General features: G+C 59.0%; 17 protein-coding genes. 9 read left to right on the top strand and 8 right to left on the bottom strand.

What is annotated here, in order from left to right; translation table 11 throughout:
- Positions 1–98 precede the first annotated feature (98 nt).
- Positions 99–1,058 carry a hydroxymethylbilane synthase gene (hemC, locus tag AC2FID_RS13165; protein WP_496837210.1) on the top strand — a complete coding sequence of 320 codons (960 nt, stop codon included), beginning with the start codon at positions 99–101 and terminating at the stop codon, positions 1,056–1,058.
- A gap of 229 nt (positions 1,059–1,287) precedes the next feature.
- On the opposite strand, the gene AC2FID_RS13160 is transcribed toward hemC, so the two are convergent.
- The 7 genes from AC2FID_RS13160 to AC2FID_RS13130 all read right to left on the bottom strand — a co-directional run bounded on the left by AC2FID_RS13160 (position 1,288) and on the right by AC2FID_RS13130 (position 9,253).
- A complete protein-coding gene (locus tag AC2FID_RS13160) occupies positions 1,288–2,565 on the bottom strand; it encodes an aspartate aminotransferase family protein (protein WP_496758462.1) in 1,278 nt (425 codons plus the stop codon).
- A 1-nt stretch (position 2,566) separates the two neighbouring features.
- Positions 2,567–3,670: a mandelate racemase/muconate lactonizing enzyme family protein gene (locus tag AC2FID_RS13155; RefSeq protein ID WP_496837207.1), complete on the bottom strand. Its 1,104-nt coding sequence runs from the start codon at positions 3,668–3,670 to the stop codon at positions 2,567–2,569.
- A complete protein-coding gene (locus AC2FID_RS13150; RefSeq protein WP_496837206.1) occupies positions 3,667–4,773 on the bottom strand; it encodes a mandelate racemase/muconate lactonizing enzyme family protein in 1,107 nt (368 codons plus the stop codon). The genes AC2FID_RS13155 and AC2FID_RS13150 overlap by 4 nt, the downstream gene beginning before the upstream one ends.
- A complete protein-coding gene (locus AC2FID_RS13145; RefSeq protein WP_058278883.1) occupies positions 4,770–5,054 on the bottom strand; it encodes a cupin domain-containing protein in 285 nt (94 codons plus the stop codon). Before AC2FID_RS13145 ends, AC2FID_RS13150 begins: the two co-directional genes overlap by 4 nt.
- 88 nt (positions 5,055–5,142) lie before the next feature.
- The gene (locus AC2FID_RS13140; protein WP_282121356.1) at positions 5,143–5,721 is read right to left on the bottom strand and encodes a dimethylsulfonioproprionate lyase family protein; all 579 of its coding nucleotides are present in this window, start codon (positions 5,719–5,721) and stop codon (positions 5,143–5,145) included.
- The gene (locus AC2FID_RS13135) at positions 5,718–6,800 is read right to left on the bottom strand and encodes an alcohol dehydrogenase family protein (protein WP_496837204.1); all 1,083 of its coding nucleotides are present in this window, start codon (positions 6,798–6,800) and stop codon (positions 5,718–5,720) included. The genes AC2FID_RS13140 and AC2FID_RS13135 overlap by 4 nt, the downstream gene beginning before the upstream one ends.
- Entirely contained in the window at positions 6,800–9,253 is a 2,454-nt protein-coding gene (locus AC2FID_RS13130) for an FAD-dependent oxidoreductase (protein WP_496837202.1), read from the bottom strand. Before AC2FID_RS13130 ends, AC2FID_RS13135 begins: the two co-directional genes overlap by 1 nt.
- A gap of 67 nt (positions 9,254–9,320) precedes the next feature.
- Between AC2FID_RS13130 and AC2FID_RS13125 the strand changes: the two genes are divergently transcribed.
- From AC2FID_RS13125 to AC2FID_RS13115, 3 genes are all read left to right on the top strand, one after another.
- On the top strand, positions 9,321–10,208 hold the full coding sequence (locus AC2FID_RS13125) for a MurR/RpiR family transcriptional regulator (protein WP_496761064.1): 888 nt from the start codon (positions 9,321–9,323) through the stop codon (positions 10,206–10,208).
- A complete protein-coding gene (locus AC2FID_RS13120; protein ID WP_496837200.1) occupies positions 10,205–11,293 on the top strand; it encodes an aromatic ring-hydroxylating oxygenase subunit alpha in 1,089 nt (362 codons plus the stop codon). The genes AC2FID_RS13125 and AC2FID_RS13120 overlap by 4 nt, the downstream gene beginning before the upstream one ends.
- Positions 11,294–11,413: 120 nt before the next feature.
- Positions 11,414–11,797 carry a carboxymuconolactone decarboxylase family protein gene (locus AC2FID_RS13115; protein WP_282169880.1) on the top strand — a complete coding sequence of 128 codons (384 nt, stop codon included), beginning with the start codon at positions 11,414–11,416 and terminating at the stop codon, positions 11,795–11,797.
- Between the two features lie 71 nt (positions 11,798–11,868).
- Here AC2FID_RS13115 and AC2FID_RS13110 read toward each other — a convergent pair whose 3' ends face one another.
- Entirely contained in the window at positions 11,869–12,471 is a 603-nt protein-coding gene (locus AC2FID_RS13110) for a helix-turn-helix domain-containing protein (RefSeq protein ID WP_058273647.1), read from the bottom strand.
- Positions 12,472–12,618: 147 nt separating this feature from the next.
- On the opposite strand from AC2FID_RS13110, the gene glyA reads away from it, so the two are divergent.
- The 5 genes from glyA to AC2FID_RS13085 all read left to right on the top strand — a co-directional run bounded on the left by glyA (position 12,619) and on the right by AC2FID_RS13085 (position 18,122).
- On the top strand, positions 12,619–13,872 hold the full coding sequence (gene glyA, locus AC2FID_RS13105) for a serine hydroxymethyltransferase (protein WP_496837199.1): 1,254 nt from the start codon (positions 12,619–12,621) through the stop codon (positions 13,870–13,872).
- Positions 13,873–13,883: 11 nt separating this feature from the next.
- Entirely contained in the window at positions 13,884–15,266 is a 1,383-nt protein-coding gene (lpdA, locus tag AC2FID_RS13100) for a dihydrolipoyl dehydrogenase (RefSeq protein ID WP_496837198.1), read from the top strand.
- 14 nt (positions 15,267–15,280) lie between these two features.
- Entirely contained in the window at positions 15,281–16,225 is a 945-nt protein-coding gene (gene lipA, locus AC2FID_RS13095) for a lipoyl synthase (RefSeq protein WP_282121349.1), read from the top strand.
- A 25-nt stretch (positions 16,226–16,250) separates the two neighbouring features.
- The gene (locus AC2FID_RS13090) at positions 16,251–17,621 is read left to right on the top strand and encodes an alanine/glycine:cation symporter family protein (RefSeq protein WP_496837197.1); all 1,371 of its coding nucleotides are present in this window, start codon (positions 16,251–16,253) and stop codon (positions 17,619–17,621) included.
- 78 nt (positions 17,622–17,699) lie between these two features.
- Complete coding sequence (locus AC2FID_RS13085) at positions 17,700–18,122, top strand: universal stress protein (protein ID WP_058273652.1); 423 nt, start codon at positions 17,700–17,702, stop codon at positions 18,120–18,122.
- The last annotated feature ends 105 nt before the right edge of the window (positions 18,123–18,227 follow it).

Below are 18,227 nucleotides of genomic sequence, written 5' to 3'. Positions count from 1 at the left end.
ACTCGTCTGGTTTGCGGCAAACGGGTCTGCCTTCGGCGTCAATTTGTCAAGGTCTGCCCCCATTGTCAGGGCAATGTGACGCGACTAAAGCTGTGCATATGACACTGACCCTGCCAACCCCCGCATCACCGCTCAAAATCGGCACTCGTGGCTCACCGCTGGCGCTGGCGCAAGCTTATGAAACCCGTGAGCGACTGGGCAAAGCCTTTGATCTGCCCGAAGACGCGTTTGAGATTGTGGTGATCAAGACCACCGGTGACAACCGCGCCATGATTGATGCGGACCGCCCGCTGAAAGAGATTGGCAACAAGGGCCTGTTCACCAAGGAAATCGAAGAGGCGATGCTGCGCGGAGATATCGACATCGCGGTGCATTCAACCAAGGACATGCCAGCTGAACAGCCAAAAGGTCTTGTCCTGGACACGTTTCTGCCGCGCGAAGATGTGCGCGACGCCTTTATCTCACCCAGCCTGAGCTCGATCCGTGACCTCACGCAGGGTGCAGTTGTGGGCACCTCATCGCTGCGGCGGCGGGCACAATTGTTGAACCGTCGCCCGGACCTGAACGTGGTCGAGTTTCGGGGCAATGTTCAAACGCGCCTCAAGAAGCTGGCAGATGGTGTGGCCGATTGCACGTTTCTGGCCATGGCCGGCATCCGGCGTCTGAATATGGAGGAGGTTCCCGCAACCGCCATCGCCGTCGAAGATATGCTGCCCGCCATCGCCCAAGGCACGATCGGCATCGAACGCCGTGGCGATGATTCCCGTGCGGCCGAAATGCTCGAGGCCATCCACCATGCTGAGACCGCGCAGCGATTGGCAGCAGAACGCGCGTTGCTGGCCGCTTTGGACGGCTCTTGCGAAACGCCGATCGCGGGTTTGGCAGAAAAAAAAGGTGATCAACTACGCCTGCGCGGTGAGGTTTTGCGCCCCGACGGGTCCGAATCCATATCCGAGGACACCACTGGGTCGGTCGCAGATGGCCCGGAAATAGGTCGCGCCATGGCAGAATCCCTGCTGAAACAGGCAGGCCCAGGCTTTTTTGATTGGAAGAAATAAAAAAGTTTATGAAAAGTGAACTACTTCACTGAGACAGCACCGTCGATGGTGCATAAAGTATTCATACCGGTTGTGAAGTCGGGTCGGTCTCGAAATAGTCGAAAGTTTTTTTAGTCCGTTCTCTTTTAAGTGGTATTCGAGGGGGCGAGACCAGACCCTGAAATCCAACCAGTTAGGGCCGCTGTCAGAAATGACAGCGGCCCGCTTACTTTTATGGCCTTTTTGACCCTCAGGCTGCGCTGATCGCCTGAACCGCTTTCTCAACGGCCATCCGCGTCTGATCCAGATCTGCTTGGGTCACAGCCAGAGACGGATAGAGTTTGCCGGGGGCTTTGAAAATCCCGTGTGCGCGCAGCGAATCGTTGTAGACAGCGTTTCGTCGGGGGTCGTCATGTTTGGCGCTGCGGTAATCACGACAGTCCGTATCGGTGAAATAGATGTCGAATAGGGTTTCGTCCCCGCAGATTTGATGCGGAATGCCAGCCCCGGTCAGAGCATCCATCTGCATCTGCTGAAGCTCGGCGCCGATTTCACGCAGATGGTCATACATGCCGTCGCGCCGCAAAACCTCCATCGTCTTCAACCCGGCAGCCGAAGCGACGGGGTTACCCGACAGCGTGCCCAACTGCATCAGCCAGCCATCCTCGCCTACTTTCGCTTTGTCGAAATGCTGCATGATCTCGGCGCTTGCGCCCAGCGCGGCCAAAGGGAAGCCGCCGCCGATGATTTTGCCCAGGGTGCAGATATCGGGCGTTACGCCATATTTCTCTTGCGCACCGCCATAGGCCAAACGGAATCCAGTGACGATTTCATCGAAAATCAACAGGACATTGTGTTTGTCGCAGAGATCGCGCAATCCCTGAAGGTATCCGGGTGCCGGAGGGACAATTCGTTGTAACGGCTCAACCATGATCGCGGCAACGTCATCATGCTCGGCCAGCAGGTTGGCAACGGCTTCCAGATCATTGAAAGGCGCGATCAGCATCTGCTCGGCCACGCTGTCCGGAATGCCCGCGCTGTCCGGGACCGCCTGTGGGAAGTTGACGTGGCGGCTGGGGGCCAGACTCATCTGTGCCTCGGCGCTCATCCCGTGATAGCCGCCTTCGAATTTCAGGATCTTGCTACGGCCAGTATAGGCACGGGCCAGACGAATGGCGTACATATCAGCCTCCCCCCCCGCAGCGACAAAGCGGACCTGCTCGCAACACGGCACCGCGTCAACGATGGCCTCGGCCAGTTCGATGCCCCGGGCGTTGTTGGCAAAGAAAGTCATACCCTTGGGCAGCTGTTCCAGCACGGCTTCTATGACTTCGGGGTGACCATGGCCTAGCAACATCGGGCCCGAACCGATCAGGTAGTCCACATATTCGTTGCCATCCTCATCCCAGACATGGCTGCCCTCGCCGCGCGCGATGATGATTCCGGGATCGAAATTACCAAACCCACCGGCGGGCAGTACCTCATTCGCGCGGGCGATCCATTCGGATTGGGTGTTGATTTTCAGCATCTCAAACGATCTCCAAAATTGGCGGACCAAGAACCTCTGGGTCTGGCACAACACCTAACCCCGGTCCGTCGGGCGGGGCAATCCGGCCGTTTTCACGGTTTGGTGCGTCGGGGCAAATGCGAGGCGCCACATAAGATGACAGGTCACATGTATTCATCAGTGACCCGTGCGGGGTCGAGGCCGCAAAATGCAGCGATGCAGCGGTGACAATATCCGAGCCCCAGGTACATTCGGCACAGATCTCGGCCCCGAAATGCACGGTCAGATCGCGCGCCCGGCGCATGGCCGACAAACCGCCGAACTTCGACAGTTTCAAAGCGACAGCATCCATGCAGCCCAGCTCATATGCGCGCCGCAGCGACGCCAGATCATGGGCGTTCTCGTCTATCTTCATAGGTAAGCCGGTGGCCCGTCGAACCGCGGCACAATCCTCCAGCGTTTTGCAGGGCTGTTCCAGCATCACATCCAGCTGCGCGACCGCCCTGCCCGTTCGCGTAGCTTGCAGGCGTGACGCACCACAATTCCAGTCACCATAGACCAGAGGCCCCGGTCCCACGGCCTCACGCACTTTGGTCAAACGCTCGGCGTCGGCCTGCCAGTCGCCTTCGACCCCTAGCTTGACCTGAAACTGGCGAATGCCGGTCTGGTAAGCCGTCTTAGAGATCCGCGCCATATCATCCGGCGCGACGCAGGTGATCGAGTGGTACAGCGGCATGTCCTTCCGCGTCCGCCCACCCAGCAGCGCATAGACCGGCTGGCCCGTTGCCTGCCCGAACAAATCCCAAAGCGCGATGTCGACGAGAGACTTGGCATAGAGATGCCCCTGCAGGAACCCGTCCAGCTTTCTCATCGGCGCATCTACCCCGAAAGGGGACATGCCCAGAATCTCGCGGCCCATCTCTGTCACTGCGCCCGGCACTCCGCCTGCAAACGCTGGCAGGTAGTGCGGGATCGGGCAGACCTCGCCCCAACCCCTCAAGCCTGTATCTGTCTCAAGGCACAGGATATGAGAGGTCACGGTCGCGCAGGTCTTACCCTCAGCCATGTGATAGGTCTCATGACTCGTCAGATCGACGGCCCAGAGCGTTATCCTGATGATCCTCAATGATAAACTCCGACGGGATCGCCCAACGCACCTTCGTCAGGGTGCACACCAAGTCCCGGCGTTTTCGGCAAATGCAGGTGGCCGTCGATATTGCGGGGGCCTCGCCCACCAGCGACATCGACGGTGATCATATCCTGGCACGCCCAGACCGCGTGACAATTATCGTCCGGAATGGTGGCCGCCAGATGCAGCGCCTCAGTATCGGCCAGAACCGAACCACCGGTGGCCATCACGAACATGTCGATTCCATGCGCCAACGCGATGTCCCGCATCCGTGCCGCCTTGGTCAGGCCACCGACACGGTTCAGCTTTATTCCGAACACCTCAGCCAACCCTTCGCGGGCAATGCGGGCGGCGTCTTGCAGGGTCACAAGACTTTCATCCACCGAAACGGGTGAGGCATGGCGGCCCGCGATCGCGGCGATATCGTCCAGCGACTCGCAGGGCTGTTCAAACATCACGTTCAGATCCTCACAGGCGCTCATCACCCGCAGGGCTTGCTGCCGGGTCCAGCCACGGTTGACGTCATAAAGGACGATCTCGCCGGGGCGTCGGATGCTTTCCACGTCACGGACGCGGGCAATGTCGCGTTCTACATCCCCACCGATTTTAACCGAATGCGCAACGTAGCCTCGGCTGCGATAGCGCTCCATCACTTCGCGCGTTTCTTCGACGGTCTTCGCACCGACCGACGAGGCAATCGGGCGCGGCGTGCGAGACCCGCCGCCCATCAGATCGGCAATTGGCAGACCGGCGGCCTGACCCGCAATATCCCAGCAAGCCATATCAATGGGGCTTTTGGCATAGAGGTGGCCTGGCAGAGCGATATCCATCGCCCGTTCGACATCCAGCACCCGACGCGGATCAAGGCCCAGAATGAACGGTGCCATCGTCTGAATTCCGGCGCGAATACCCGGACCGTGGGCTGGAACATATGTGTGGCCCCACGGGGTACCCTCGCCCCAACCGGTCAGACCTGAATCGGTTTCGATCTTTACAATCGTTGCGTCGAGCGTTTCAAACTTCAACCGCCCACCAGACAGCCAATACGGGTGCTCAAGCGGTAGGTCGACATGGTAGACTGAAAGACGAGTGATTTTCATTTCAGTTCCACTTCAACAAAGGTCATCGGCGCGTCCCCGGCATTGATCACGTTGTGTTCGACACCCTCGTCGCGGCGATAAGTTACTCCCGCAGCAACTGTCACTTCATTGGCCGAACCATCGGGCAGTTCCAGCCGCATATGGCAATCCGTTATGGCGGTGATGACGTAATCCATTGCATGACGATGCCATCCCGTTTCGGCCCCCGGTGCAAAGTCAAATCGCGTCACACGCACGCGGGCGTCGTCAATCATCTGAGTGGCTTCGGCTTGCGGTCTCATAGACGGAACTCCTCAATGGCCATACTGGGCCATTTCGCAAAACAGGCCCGCCCACATTGGGGTGACCAGATATGTATCGGGATGGTTTTCATGCCGCATCCATTTGTGGCAAGTCGTTCAATCCTTGTCCTCGCCAAAGAACGAAAGCCAGAATTGGCTCGTCGGTTGTTGTCATGGCGTGGCTTTGCCAGCTGCAGTGATGTCGTGTCTGATTGGGGCCGACGTAAGTCTCGTCTTCTTCGACGCGGAACATCGCCCCACCGCCTACGATCAGATAGAGTTCTTCGGCCTGATGGCTGTGCCAATCATAATTCAGGCCCGCCCCCCAGTAAGCGACGTAGCCGCGCATTTGGGTCGAGTGGAAATGCCCAGTTGGGCCGAACAGCTCATAATAGCCATAGCGATTAAGGAAATCGGCTCCGACCTCTTCCTCAGTATAGGTGTGTTTCCACAGCGCCAGATGTGCGGTTGCCCTGATCGCGTCTGAAAGGGATCGCGTTGCATCCCCGGTCCGGAAACCGGTCCGCTGAATCAGTTCAACGGCAGGGATTTGGTTTGGCTCCTGATCCGTTGGCGCCAGGTCATCAGGCCAGACTCCGAAATCTGAAAGCTCAGGATGTGATTGATGCAGCTGTCGGGCAGCTTCGAGAACGTCGTCCAGCGTCATGGGATCACCACGATGTTGCCGGTGTGCTGCTTGGCAATGAATGCGGCTTGTGCCTCGCGCAACTCTTCCAGGGGATAGGTCGCGGCCAGGGCGGGCTTGATCTCACCGGCCTCGATATACTGAACGATGTTACGCATCACCTGCGGATCAATCACAGTAGAGCCGGTGAAGGTCAGATCACGCAGGTAGAACGTGCGCAGATCGAATTCGACCATGGGCCCGGCAATCGCGCCCGAGCAGGTGTACCGCCCGCCGCGCTCCAGAACGTCGATCAGGTTTGGCCAGTAGGGACCACCAACCACATCGGCCACAACGGTGACCTTTTCATCGCCAAGCGCCGCGCGCAGATTTTCCGGGGCACGAGACAAGATTTTGTCGGCACCCAGTTCGGCAACGTCTGCGTGTTTTGCATCCGACGCCATCGCGATCACCCGTGCACCCCGGCGTTTGGCAAGTTGCACCAAGGCACCGCCAACCCCGCCCGAGGCTCCGGGCACCAGAACCGTGTCAGTGTCAGTTACATTTGCGCGGGTCAGCATGCCTTCGGCGGTCGAATAGGAACACGAGAACGTGGCCAGTTCGGCATCCGACAGGTCGGACCGGATCGGCACCGCGTTAACCGCCAGAGTCGTGGCGTATTCAGCAAAACCACCGTCCCGTTCCGAGCCGAAATAACCCGTTTTGTCCTTATTGCCCGGATCAGACGGGTCGCGCAGCCAGCCATCGGTGATGACGCGCTGGCCGATCAGCCCGGGATCGACACTGCCACCCACGGCGACGATTTCCCCGCAGATATCAGCCCCTTGGATTCGGGGAAAAGTGATGGGCGCGCCGCCCCATGTCGGATCCTCGTCACTGACTTCCTCGAACGCGTCGCCCGTCGTCGCATCGGTCACGGCTTTTGAGTACCAGCCGGACCGCGTATTGACGTCCGTGTTGTTTAGCCCGCAGGCAGCGACTTTGATCAACACCTCGCCGGCCGCGGGTTCCGGGCGCGGCCAGTCTTTGTGCAGCACCATTTGTTCCAAGCCGCCATGGCCCATCGTGACCATGGCCTTCATTTTGTCAGGCAAGCTCATTATGCAGTCTCCAGAATAGCGTCGGTGCGGGGCAGCAGGCTTTGCGGATCATAAGCAGGTTCGCCCAGAACACAGGCCGCGCGGGGTTGGCCATGCATCACGACCTGTAACTCAGTGCCCGGGGCAGCAGCCTCGGGATTGATGTACGCAAAGGCGAGTATCTTGCCGACCGTGTGCCCATAGACGACCGAGGCAGTTGAGCCCACGACACGACTATCCAGCATCACCGCTTCTCCACCGTGGCCATCAATTTCACCATCCGGCTCAATTTCGAGATAGGCACACACCCACGGCAAGTCAGTGTTCAGGGTTTTGTCTTTGCCCAGATACTCTTTGTCCGTACGCGCAAAGCGCAACACATCAGCCTCGGCCAAAGTGACCTCGTTGGTCAGCTCGCCCGCGCCCTTGAACCCCTTCTCCATCCGCATCACGTTCATGGCAAAGCTGCCATAGTCGGCGATGCCATGCGGTTCGCCAGCGGTCCAGAGCGCGGTGTAGACATCGAGGCAGGCGGCATTGGGCATGTGCAGTTCCCACCCCAACTCGCCGGCATAAGACATGCGGAAGGCCCAGATCTTGTGACCTGCAATGGTGATTGCCTGTGCTGACAGCCAGCGGAAACCAGCGTTGGTCAGATCGGCATCGGTGCACTGCCCCAACACGTCCCGCGACCGGGGGCCGTTCAGCGACAGGGCGGACCAGTCGGAAGACAGGGCCGTGACCTGAACATTCTCCTTCGTGCGTTGTTGCGCGAGATGGTCCAGCAGACGCTGCTCAAAGAAGGCAGCGCAGACCAGATAGAAGCGGTCTTCGGCCATCCGAACGATGGTTGTTTCCAATTCGATCCGGCCACGGCGGTTCAACATGTGCGTCAGAGTGATCGAGCCGACCTTTTGCGGCATCCGGTTGGCGATCAGCCGGTCCAGCAGCGCGTAGGCATCAGGGCCCGAGACTTCGACCTTGGTGAAGGCGGTCACGTCCATGATGCCCACGCGTTCGCGCACCGCTTTGACCTCAGCCGCGACCATGTGATCCGCAGGGGTCCGGCGGAAGGAGTAGTGATCACGCTGCTCGACCTCATCCCGCGCGAACCAGCGGGGGCGCTCAAAGCCATAAACCTCTTCATGTACTGCACCCTTGGAATTCAACAGATCATAGAGAGGCGACGGCTTGATCGGACGCCCTTCCAAACGGTTGAAATGCGGGAACGGGATCTCGTGGCGAAGGCAGTAGTCTTCCTCAGCCTTGATCACCTGCCAATCCTTGTTCGCGTAGCTTCCGAACCTGCGTGGATCGAACTCACGCATCGAGATATCGGCCGCGCCATGCACCATCCAGCGTGCCAACTCGCGGGTCAGACCCGGCCCCCAGCCGATGCCGATCTGCGTCCCACAACAGCACCAATAGTTCCGCACACCTGGCGCCGGCCCGATCAGAGGGTTGCCATCGGGCGGATGCGAAATTGCCCCATGCACATCGCGCTGAATGCCCAACTCGGCAAAGATCGGCATGCGGTTCAGACTTTCCTCAAGCCACGGCATCACCCGGTCGTAATCGGCATCGAACAGCCAGTTCTCGTATTCCCAGGGGCAATGATCATGCCAGACCGAGTTCGGGTTCTCTTTCTCGTATATCCCGATCAGGCCGCGCTGCTGCTCCATCCGGATATAGCCCGAGACCTTGCGGTCATCGCGAATCACCGGCAGTTCCTTGTCCAGATTCTGGAATTCGGGCACCGGTTCCGTTACAAAATAATGGTGCGTCATCGAAGTCATGGGCAGTTGCAGTCCCGACCACTCACCCATCTGACGGGCATACGTGCCGCCAGCGTTCACCACGTGCTCGCAGGTAATGGCGCCCTGCTCGGTTTCGACCACCCACTCGCCGTTTTCGGCCTGGGTGATGTTGGTCGCACGGCAGCTGCGGAAGATGCGTACACCCTTTTGCCGCGCTCCAGTTGCCATTGCCATGGTGACGTTGGTCGGGTCCACATGCCCGTCATCAGGCGTGTGCAGTGCACCCAACACGCCTTCGAGATTGTAGAACGGGTGCAGTTCGGCCACCTTTTCAGGTCCGACCAGCTCAATGTTGAACCCCAGCGACCGGCCCACCGACAAGGTGTGGCGCAGCCAGTCCATCTCATCCTCGGTATAGGCCAGACGGAAAGACCCGCACCCATGCCATGTCACCGGCTGGCCGGTCTCAGCCTCCAGCAGGCCGGAATACAAACCGATGTTGTAGTCGACGCATTTGCCCAACCCAAAACTGGACGTCGAATGCGTGATCTGCCCAGCGGCGTGCCAGGTGCTGCCACTGGTCAGCTCGGCCTTTTCAAGCAGAACCGTGTCGTCGCCCCAGCCTTCGTGCGCCAGATGATAGGCCAGACCGACCCCCATGACGCCGCCACCGACAATCACCACGCGGGAATGGGACGGCAGATTCTTCTCGGACATGATTTTTCCTCTCCCGAGTCGCGTTTCTGCTCGACAGGCTAATTCCACAAATGTACCATCGTCAATCATGAATGACACAAATGTATCATCGATCGTTCTGGAACGCTTGTCCGAAGAATGGGACGCCCTGACGCCCGAGGCGCAGAAGGCCGCGCGCTACGTGCTGGAAAACCCGACGGACGTTGGGGTTTCTACTGTGCGCGAGATTGCCGAGGCCGCCAGAGTAAAACCGAACACCTTCGTGCGGATGGCCCAGCAGGTGGGGTTCGAAGGCTACGAAGATTTCCGTGCCCCGTTCCGGGATGCGATCCGGCAGGGACGTGTGTCATTTCCGGACCGCGCCCGCTGGTTGCAGGACATCGGCAAGTCAGGGGAACTGGGCGGTCTCTATGCCGATATGATCGGCGCCGCGATCCGCAATATCGAAGAAACCTTTGCCGGGATCGACGCCGCAAACCTGAAGGCCGCGGCCGAGGATATCTGGAATTGTCGCCAGATTTTCACACTGGGCGTTGGCGTCAACAATTCTAACGCGCGAAACTTCACCTATCTGGCCTCAACCGGCATGAAGCAGTTTCACGCCATCCCGCGCCCCGGCTCGACCCCAGTCGACGATCTGGCTTGGGCGGATGAGCAAGACGTACTGATCGCGATCACCTGCCATCCCTACCGCACTGAAGTCATCGACGCGATCAAACTGGCCCGCCAACAGGGGCTGACCGTCATCGGCATTTCGGACAGCCCGGCCAGCCCGGTGATCCTGAACGCACAGCACGGTTTTGTCGTTGCCGCCGACACACCGCAGTTCTTTCCGTCCTCGGTTTCGACCATCGCCTTGCTGGAAACGCTGCTGTCCTTTGTGATCGCCGTTTCCAGCGATGAGATCGTCGAGCGGGTGGAACGATTTCACCAACGTCGCCACCAGCTTGGCCTCTACGCGGAGGAACCCGAATGAACGCACCTCTGACGCATTCACTGGACGCGCGGTATTATACCGACCCCGCGATTTTCGCGCAGGAGATGCAGGGGCTTCTGGCCCGCACATGGCAATTCGCCGGGCATGTGGCGCAGGTTCGGGAATCGGGCGATTACTTTGCTTTTGAAATCGCCGGGCAAAACCTGTTCTGCATTCGGGGCCGAGACGGCGAAATTCGAACGTTCTATAACGTGTGCCAGCACCGCGCGCATGAAATGGTCACCGGTGCTGGTAACACCCGCGTCGTGGTCTGCCCCTATCACGCCTGGACCTATGAGCTGTCCGGCCAGCTGCGCGCGGGACCCAATATCAAATCCGTCCCCGGTTTTGACCGCAGCGCCATCTGCCTGACTTCGGTTCGGACCGAGGTGTTCAACGGATTCATCTTCGTCAACCTCGACGACAACGCCGCCCCGATGGATGAATGGTACCCCGGCGTGCGCGAGGAAATCCGCGCGTTCGTTCAGCATATCGATGATCTGGAACCGCTGGAATGGGTCGAAATCCCGGAAAACTGCAATTGGAAGGTCAGTATCGAGAATTACTCGGAGTGCTATCATTGCCCGACCAACCACCCGACCTTTGCCGAAGGTGTGGTCAAGCCCGAGACCTACGACGTCCAGCCCGATGCAGGCGGCGGTTACGTGCTGCGCCATACGACCGAATGCCAAAGCCTCGACAAGATGACCTACCCGGTCGACCTGTCGGTGCCGCATGCGGGCGACTACCAGTCATGGTTCCTTTGGCCGATGTTCTCGTTCCAGTGTTACCCGGGCAATGTGCTGAACACCTATCACTGGCGCGCGGTCGATGCCGATCACTGCACCGTCTGGCGCGGCTGGTACACCGAGGGCGGCTCGGAAAGTGCGGTGATCCGGCAACTGGCTGTACAGGACCGTGAAACCACGGTCGAGGAAGACATCCATCTGGTTGAAAGCGTCCATCGCGGCCTGAAATCCCGCGGCTACCGCCCCGGTCCGCTCGTACTGGACCCGGGTTGTGGTGTGATGTCGGAACACTCGATTGCCCGTTTGCAGCAATGGATGCGCGAGGGGGTGGAGTAATCTGTGTGCGCCCAAAAGTGACCTGCAGGATCGGATCGAACGGGTACAGTTCAAAACGAACCCACATTATGATCGCATTTACGAACACCGCGCAAAGCGATGAAGAACCGGAGACCATAGATGGCTGATATTTTCGACGAAGACCTGTTCCTGAAAGGCCTGGAGCAGCGCAAGAACACGCTTGGTGCGGAATATGTAGAAAAGAACCTGGCGGCGGCCGATGACTTTACCCGCCCGTTTCAAGAAGCGATGACGGCGTGGTGCTGGGGGTTTGGTTGGGGCGATGACGTGATCGACCCTAAGACGCGATCGATGATGAACCTGTCCATGATCGGCGCGTTGGGCAAAATGCATGAATGGGAAATTCACTGCAAGGGCGCGATCAACAACGGCGTCTCGCCCGAGGAAATCCGAGCCATCATCCACGTGATTGGCATCTACTGTGGCGTCCCGCAAGCGCTGGAGTGTTTCCGCGTTGCCCGCAAGGTGCTGGGCCACACCTGACCCAGAGACCGTCTTATCCTACAAAAAAGCGGCCGCTGGGACCGCTTTAATTCATGCCTTGTGCGTCGCGCTTATTCGAGTGACACCCACAGCACTTTCGCATCTTCCTCACTGGTTGAAATGCACCCGTGCCCCATCCCGCTGTCATAATAAAGCGAGTCACCAGCCTTCATCGGCAGGGGGCGATAATGCTCTGATACAAAGATCAGCTCGCCGCTGATGACATACATGAACTCTTCACCCGTATGCCGGATCCAGTTTTCGAACTCTGACAGGTCGCGGGCTTTGATTGTCGCGATATAGGGCAGCATCCGCTTGCTGGTCAGCTCGGGACACAGCAGTTCGTGCAAATAGGTCGGTGTGCTTTTTATCTCGCCTTCACCTTTCGGCGTAAAGTCGCGCCTTCCCGAAATCCCCGATTGCCCGGACTGCAGAAACAGCTGCGGCGTGCTCATATCCAGCGCCTGTGTCAGCCTGCGCACGATGTCGAAACTTGGCCGCGTCTGGTTGTTCTCGATCTTCGACAGGGTGGACCGACCGATTCCCGCCGCGCGTCCGGCTTCCTCCAAAGTCCAGCCTTTTGCACGTCGTGCATCGCGGATGGAACGCCCCAGAACCTCACCTTCGTCCTGATCTTCCGGTGAGGAAACATCACCGCGAGTCTCGTCGCCCATAAATATCTCCCTGTTTTACCGGAGGTTACAGATTTCCCTCAAACCACACAACTTCACAAATGTGAGATATATGTTGCTTTAGCTGCACGAATTCCACTATAGGAAACAAAATTTCGTACTGAGGATTCGGTGCCTGAGGAGGAAACCATGTTCAAAACGTCGCTTACCGAAGCAGATCCGGTTGTCGCCGCGTCAATTGCGCGAGAAGGCAAACGTCAGGCTGAACAGATCGAATTGATCGCGTCCGAGAATATTGTCTCGCAAGCTGTGATCGACGCGCAGGGGTCAGTCCTGACCAACAAATACGCCGAAGGGTACCCTGGTCGTCGCTACTATGGCGGCTGCGAATTTGTAGACGAAGTTGAATCCGAGGCCATCGATCGTCTGAAACAGTTGTTCGGTTGCGAATACGCCAACGTACAGCCGCATTCGGGCGCGCAGGCAAACGGCGCCGTTAAATTGGCCCTGCTCAGCCCCGGCGACACGATCCTGGGTATGTCACTGGATGCAGGTGGCCACCTGACGCACGGCGCCAAACCAGCACAATCCGGCAAGTGGTTCCGCCCGGTTCAGTACGGTCTGACAGACGCAGGTCTGATTGACTATGATCAGGTCGAAGAACTGGCGAAAGCCGAAAAGCCGCAACTGATCATCGCTGGCGCATCCGCCTATTCGCAAAAGATCGATTTCGCCCGCTTCCGCGCCATTGCGGATGAGGTCGGCGCTTGGCTGCTGGCGGATATGGCACATATCGCCGGTCTGGTCGCAACCGGGCTGCACCCCTCGCCTATCGGCCACGCGCATGTGGTTACCTCGACCACACATAAAACCCTGCGCGGTCCGCGCGGCGGGATCATTCTGACGAATGACGAGGCGCTGGCGAAAAAGATGAATTCGGCCGTATTCCCCGGCCTTCAGGGCGGCCCCCTGATGCATGTGATTGCCGGTAAGGCTGTCGCGTTTGGCGAGGCGCTAAAGCCCGAATTCAAGGACTACATGCAACGCGTTGTGGATAGCGCATCGGCGCTGGCAAACGTCATGATGGCGCGTGGATGTGACATCGTTTCGGGCGGCACGGAAAACCACCTGATGCTGGTCGATCTGCGCCCGCTGGGCGTGACCGGCAAAGACGCAGAAGCCGCGCTGGAGCGTGCCGGTTTCACCTGCAACAAGAACAGCGTGCCGGGCGATCCGCAAAAACCTACCGTGACCAGCGGTATCCGGCTGGGTACCGCAGCAGGCTGCAGCCGCGGGTTTGGACCGGAAGAGTTCAAACAGATCGGTCACCTGATCGGCGACGTGCTCGAGGCCTTGGCCCAATCCCCCGAGGGCGACGCGAAGATCGAAGCCGAAACCCACGAAAAAGTCCGCGCACTCTGCGCCAGCCACCCGATCTACTGAAAGACCGTTCAATGAGTATCTACGACCTAATCGTCATCGGGGGCGGACCCGGCGGATATGTTGCAGCAATCCGCGCAGCACAACTGGGCATGAAAGTCGCCTGCGTTGAAGGCCGCGGTTCGCTTGGCGGAACCTGTCTGAATGTGGGGTGCATACCCTCCAAAGCGTTGCTGACCTCCTCGGCTAAGTATGCCGAGCTTGCACATCTCTCCTCCCATGGCATTGCTGTCGAGGGGGCCAGCATCGACCTGAGCTCGATGATGGGTCGCAAGGACAAGATCGTCGGCGATCTGACCAAGGGCATTGCGTTTCTGTTCAAGAAAAACGGCGTCGATCTGGTTGAGGGCTGGGCCAGTATCCCCTCTGACGGGCAGGTCAAAGTTGGCGACGATGTTTATGAAGCCAAAAACATCCTGATCGCCACCGGTTCCGAACCAACCCCGCTAAACGGGATCGAGATTGACGAGCAGGATATCCTAAGCTCGACCGGAGCGATCGCGCTGGATGCTGTTCCCAAACATCTGGTGGTCGTCGGTGCTGGCGTGATCGGCCTGGAACTTGGACAGGTCTGGTCCCGATTGGGCGCGAAGGTCACGGTTGTTGAGTATCTTGACCGCATTCTGCCCGGAATCGACGGCGAGATAGCAAAACTCGCACAGCGCGCCCTGTCAAAGCGTGGCCTGAAGTTTCAGCTGGGGCGCGCACTGAAAACCATCGACAAAACCAACGTTGGGCTGACGCTGACATTGGACCGGGTCGGCAAAGACAAGGAAGAGGTGATCGAAGCCGACAAGGTTCTGATCGCCGTCGGACGCCGCCCCGTATCGCGCGGGCTTGGGTTGGAAGATCTGGGGATAACCCTTGACCCGCGCGGCTTCATTCAGGTGGACACGTCGTTCCGCACCTCGGTTCCCGGCATCTATGCGATTGGCGACTGTGTCCCCGGCCCGATGCTTGCCCACAAGGCCGAAGAAGACGGCGTCGCCTGTGTCGAAATGCTGGCCGGTGAAACCGGGCATGTGGACTACAATACCGTTCCTGGCGTTGTGTATACGGACCCCGAGGTCGCTTCGGTCGGTTTGACCGAGGAAGCGCTGAAAGAAGCCGGGTCCGAATACGCTGTCGGCAAGTTTGCCTTCATGGCCAACTCACGCGCGCGTTCGACTGGCGAGACAGACGGAGCCGTCAAAGTACTGGCCGACCCAAATGGCAAAATCCTGGGCGCGCATATCTGCGGCGCACATGGCGGTGACCTAATCGCCGAACTGGTTCTGGCCATGACCAAGGGCGCAACCGTCGCCGAAGTCGCCTCAACCTGTCATGCGCATCCGGCAATGGGCGAGGCCGTCAAGGAAGCCTGCCTGGACGCCATGGGCCGCGCAATTCACGCCTGAGAGGGAACAGCCAGATGACCATCCAGCTTCGCACCCGCCATCCGGAAAAAGCCAAAAAGGCTGACAGCGTCATCCCGCGAAAGCCCAAGTGGATTCGCAAGAAAAAGGTCGACGGGCCCGAATATTACGAGACCCGCCGCCTGATGCGCGACCACAATCTGACGACGGTTTGTGAAGAGGCTGCATGCCCCAACATCGGCGAATGCTGGTCCAAGCGCCACGCCACCATGATGATCATGGGCGAAGTCTGCACCCGCGGCTGTTCCTTCTGCAACGTCTCAACAGGACGCCCCAATGCACTGGACCTGTTCGAGCCGGGCCGTGTTGCTGCAGCGGTTATGAAACTAGGCTTGCGCCACGTAGTGATCACCTCGGTCGATCGCGATGATCTGGCAGACGGCGGGGCCGAGCATATCGCGCAAACCATCCGTGCCGTGCGTCATCAGAACCCCGGCACCACGGTCGAGGTGCTAACCCCCGATTTTCTGGGCAAAGGCGATGCGGCGGATGTGGTGTTCGATGCTGCCCCGGACGTGTTCAACCACAATCTGGAAACCGTTCCGCACCTGTACCCGACCGTTCGCCCCGGCGCACGCTACTATACTTCACTGCGACTTCTGGATGATGCCAAGCGCGCAAACCCAGAAATCTTTACGAAATCCGGCTTGATGGTTGGCCTGGGCGAGAGCCTGAATGACGTGCGTCAGGTCATGGACGATCTACGCGCGGCTCAGGTCGATTTTCTGACCGTGGGTCAATACCTGCAGCCGACCCCAAAACACCATCCAATTGACCGGTTCTGGTCACCGGAGGAGTTCGCCCAACTGGAACAGATCGCAAGGTCCAAGGGCTTTTTGCATGTGTCGGCGACGCCGCTGACACGTTCCTCGTTCCACGCCGACGAAGATTTTGCCGCCCTCAAGCAGGCCCGCCAGCGGGCCATCGCCAACGGGGCATAAACCAAACGCAAATGGGAGGGAAACCATGGAAGCGTTAAATTCAATCGTAGGAGCCATCAATGGCGTCGTATGGGGGCCGCTGATGCTGGTCCTCATCCTTGGCGTCGGCTTCTTCCTGCAGGTCGGGCTGAAATTCATGCCGATCCTGAAAGTTGGCACCGGCTTCAAGCTGCTGTTTGCTGGCCGCGAAGGCCAAGGTGATGGTCAGATCAGCCCGTTCAACGCGCTGATGACGTCGCTGTCGGCAACCATTGGTACCGGCAACATCGCCGGCGTGGCCACTGCTGTCTTCCTGGGCGGTCCGGGCGCATTGTTCTGGATGTGGATGACCGCCCTGGTGGGCATGGCCACCAAATATGCCGAAGCCGTTCTGGCGGTGAAATACCGTGAAAAAGACGAGCTCGGTAACTTTGTTGGCGGCCCGATGTACTACATCAAGAACGGCCTCGGCGCGAAGTGGGCCTGGCTGGGCGTTGCATTTGCCCTGTTCGGCGCAGTTGCAGCCTTTGGCATCGGAAACGGCGTGCAGGCCAACGGCGTGGCGCAGGTTCTGGAATCGAACTTCGGCGTGAACACTTCGGTCACCGGCGTTGTTCTGATGGTCCTGACCGCAGCCGTTATTCTGGGCGGCATCACCCGCATCGGTGCGGTTGCTGGTAAACTGGTTCCGGCCATGGCAATTGCATACATTGTTGCAGGCCTTTTGGTTCTGATCATCAACATTGGCGAGATCGGCAACGCGCTGTCGCTGGTCTTCACCTACGCCTTCACGCCGTCCGCCGCCGAAGGTGGCTTTGCAGGTGCAGCCGTTTGGGCCGCCATCCGTTTTGGTGTGGCACGTGGTGTGTTCTCGAACGAAGCCGGTCTGGGTTCGGCTCCGATTGCTCACGCGGCAGCCGAGACCAAAGGTCCGGTCAACCAGGGCCTGATCGCGATGCTGGGTACGTTCATCGACACCATCATCGTGTGCTCGATCACCGGTCTGGCGATCATCTCCACAGGTGCATGGACCTCCGGTGAATCCGGTGCGGCCTTGACCTCGCTGGCATTCGCCACGTCGCTGCCGGGTGGCGGTGCTCTGATCGCAATCGCTCTGTCGATCTTCGCCTTCACAACCATCCTCGGCTGGTCGTTCTACGGCGAAAAATGCGTCGAGTTCCTGCTGGGTGTCAAATCCCTGATGCCGTACCGCATCCTGTGGATCATCGCGATCTATTTTGGCGCAACCGCGGATCTGGGCTTTATCTGGCTGCTGGCGGACACGCTGAACGCCATGATGGCCATCCCGAACCTGATCGCCCTGGCCCTGCTGAGCCCGATCGTCTTCAAACTGACGAAAGAGTTCTTTGCCTCGGGCGGCAAATCCGAAGAGCCGGGCGGCACGCCTGCCGAATAATCCGGCCCTGAAGAATACGGGGGGCCATTCCGGCCCCCCGCCTTTGAAATAGAATTCCATATCTCGAGGAGAGACGTGATGGCCACGAAAATCCTGCTGCCTATTGACCACACCGACGACCGCTCGTGGAAACTGGCCCTGCCGGTCGCACTGGAACAGGCGAAGTTCTACGGTGCCGAACTGCATGCAGTTGCCGTCATCCCCGAGATCATCCAATTGCCGAACCTGCCTGCCAACTACGGCGCTGGTGCCAAAGACCACGTGCGCAATGCGGTTCAGGCCATACTGGATCACGGCAACGCCTCTGACGTGCAAGTGCATGTCGAAGAAGGCAGCGTCTACCGCGAAATCCTGAAGCTGGCCTACAAGGACGGCTTTGATCTGATCGTCATGGCGTCGACCAAAGGCGATTTCCCGAATTATGAGATTGGCCCGAACCTGGCCCGTGTCGTGCGCAACGCGCATTGCACCGTCATGGTCGTTCGTGACCAATCTCGCTGATCGAAAGGCTAGAGATATGACCGAATTAAAACGCACACCGTTGTATGATCTTCACGTTGAGTTGGGGGGTAAGTTGGTTGATTTTGCTGGGTGGGAGATGCCTGT

It is taken from the genome of Ruegeria sp. CDSC068 (genome assembly GCF_059610545.1).
This window is presented reverse-complemented; position numbering and strand designations above follow the sequence as displayed.

What these genes read in the sequence shown, in the direction of transcription:
- AC2FID_RS13135 (WP_496837204.1), bottom strand. Translation starts at nt 6,800, where the DNA reads ATGAGCTTGCCTGACAAAATGAAGGCCATGGTCACGATGGGCCATGGC.
- lpdA (WP_496837198.1), top strand. Translation starts at nt 13,884, where the DNA reads ATGAGTATCTACGACCTAATCGTCATCGGGGGCGGACCCGGCGGATAT.
- lipA (WP_282121349.1), top strand. Translation starts at nt 15,281, where the DNA reads ATGACCATCCAGCTTCGCACCCGCCATCCGGAAAAAGCCAAAAAGGCT.
- AC2FID_RS13145 (WP_058278883.1), bottom strand. Translation starts at nt 5,054, where the DNA reads ATGAGACCGCAAGCCGAAGCCACTCAGATGATTGACGACGCCCGCGTG.
- hemC (WP_496837210.1), top strand. Translation starts at nt 99, where the DNA reads ATGACACTGACCCTGCCAACCCCCGCATCACCGCTCAAAATCGGCACT.
- AC2FID_RS13150 (WP_496837206.1), bottom strand. Translation starts at nt 4,773, where the DNA reads ATGAAAATCACTCGTCTTTCAGTCTACCATGTCGACCTACCGCTTGAG.
- AC2FID_RS13085 (WP_058273652.1), top strand. Translation starts at nt 17,700, where the DNA reads ATGGCCACGAAAATCCTGCTGCCTATTGACCACACCGACGACCGCTCG.
- AC2FID_RS13090 (WP_496837197.1), top strand. Translation starts at nt 16,251, where the DNA reads ATGGAAGCGTTAAATTCAATCGTAGGAGCCATCAATGGCGTCGTATGG.
- AC2FID_RS13130 (WP_496837202.1), bottom strand. Translation starts at nt 9,253, where the DNA reads ATGTCCGAGAAGAATCTGCCGTCCCATTCCCGCGTGGTGATTGTCGGT.
- AC2FID_RS13115 (WP_282169880.1), top strand. Translation starts at nt 11,414, where the DNA reads ATGGCTGATATTTTCGACGAAGACCTGTTCCTGAAAGGCCTGGAGCAG.
- AC2FID_RS13140 (WP_282121356.1), bottom strand. Translation starts at nt 5,721, where the DNA reads ATGACGCTGGACGACGTTCTCGAAGCTGCCCGACAGCTGCATCAATCA.
- AC2FID_RS13120 (WP_496837200.1), top strand. Translation starts at nt 10,205, where the DNA reads ATGAACGCACCTCTGACGCATTCACTGGACGCGCGGTATTATACCGAC.
- glyA (WP_496837199.1), top strand. Translation starts at nt 12,619, where the DNA reads ATGTTCAAAACGTCGCTTACCGAAGCAGATCCGGTTGTCGCCGCGTCA.
- AC2FID_RS13160 (WP_496758462.1), bottom strand. Translation starts at nt 2,565, where the DNA reads ATGCTGAAAATCAACACCCAATCCGAATGGATCGCCCGCGCGAATGAG.
- AC2FID_RS13110 (WP_058273647.1), bottom strand. Translation starts at nt 12,471, where the DNA reads ATGGGCGACGAGACTCGCGGTGATGTTTCCTCACCGGAAGATCAGGAC.
- AC2FID_RS13125 (WP_496761064.1), top strand. Translation starts at nt 9,321, where the DNA reads ATGAATGACACAAATGTATCATCGATCGTTCTGGAACGCTTGTCCGAA.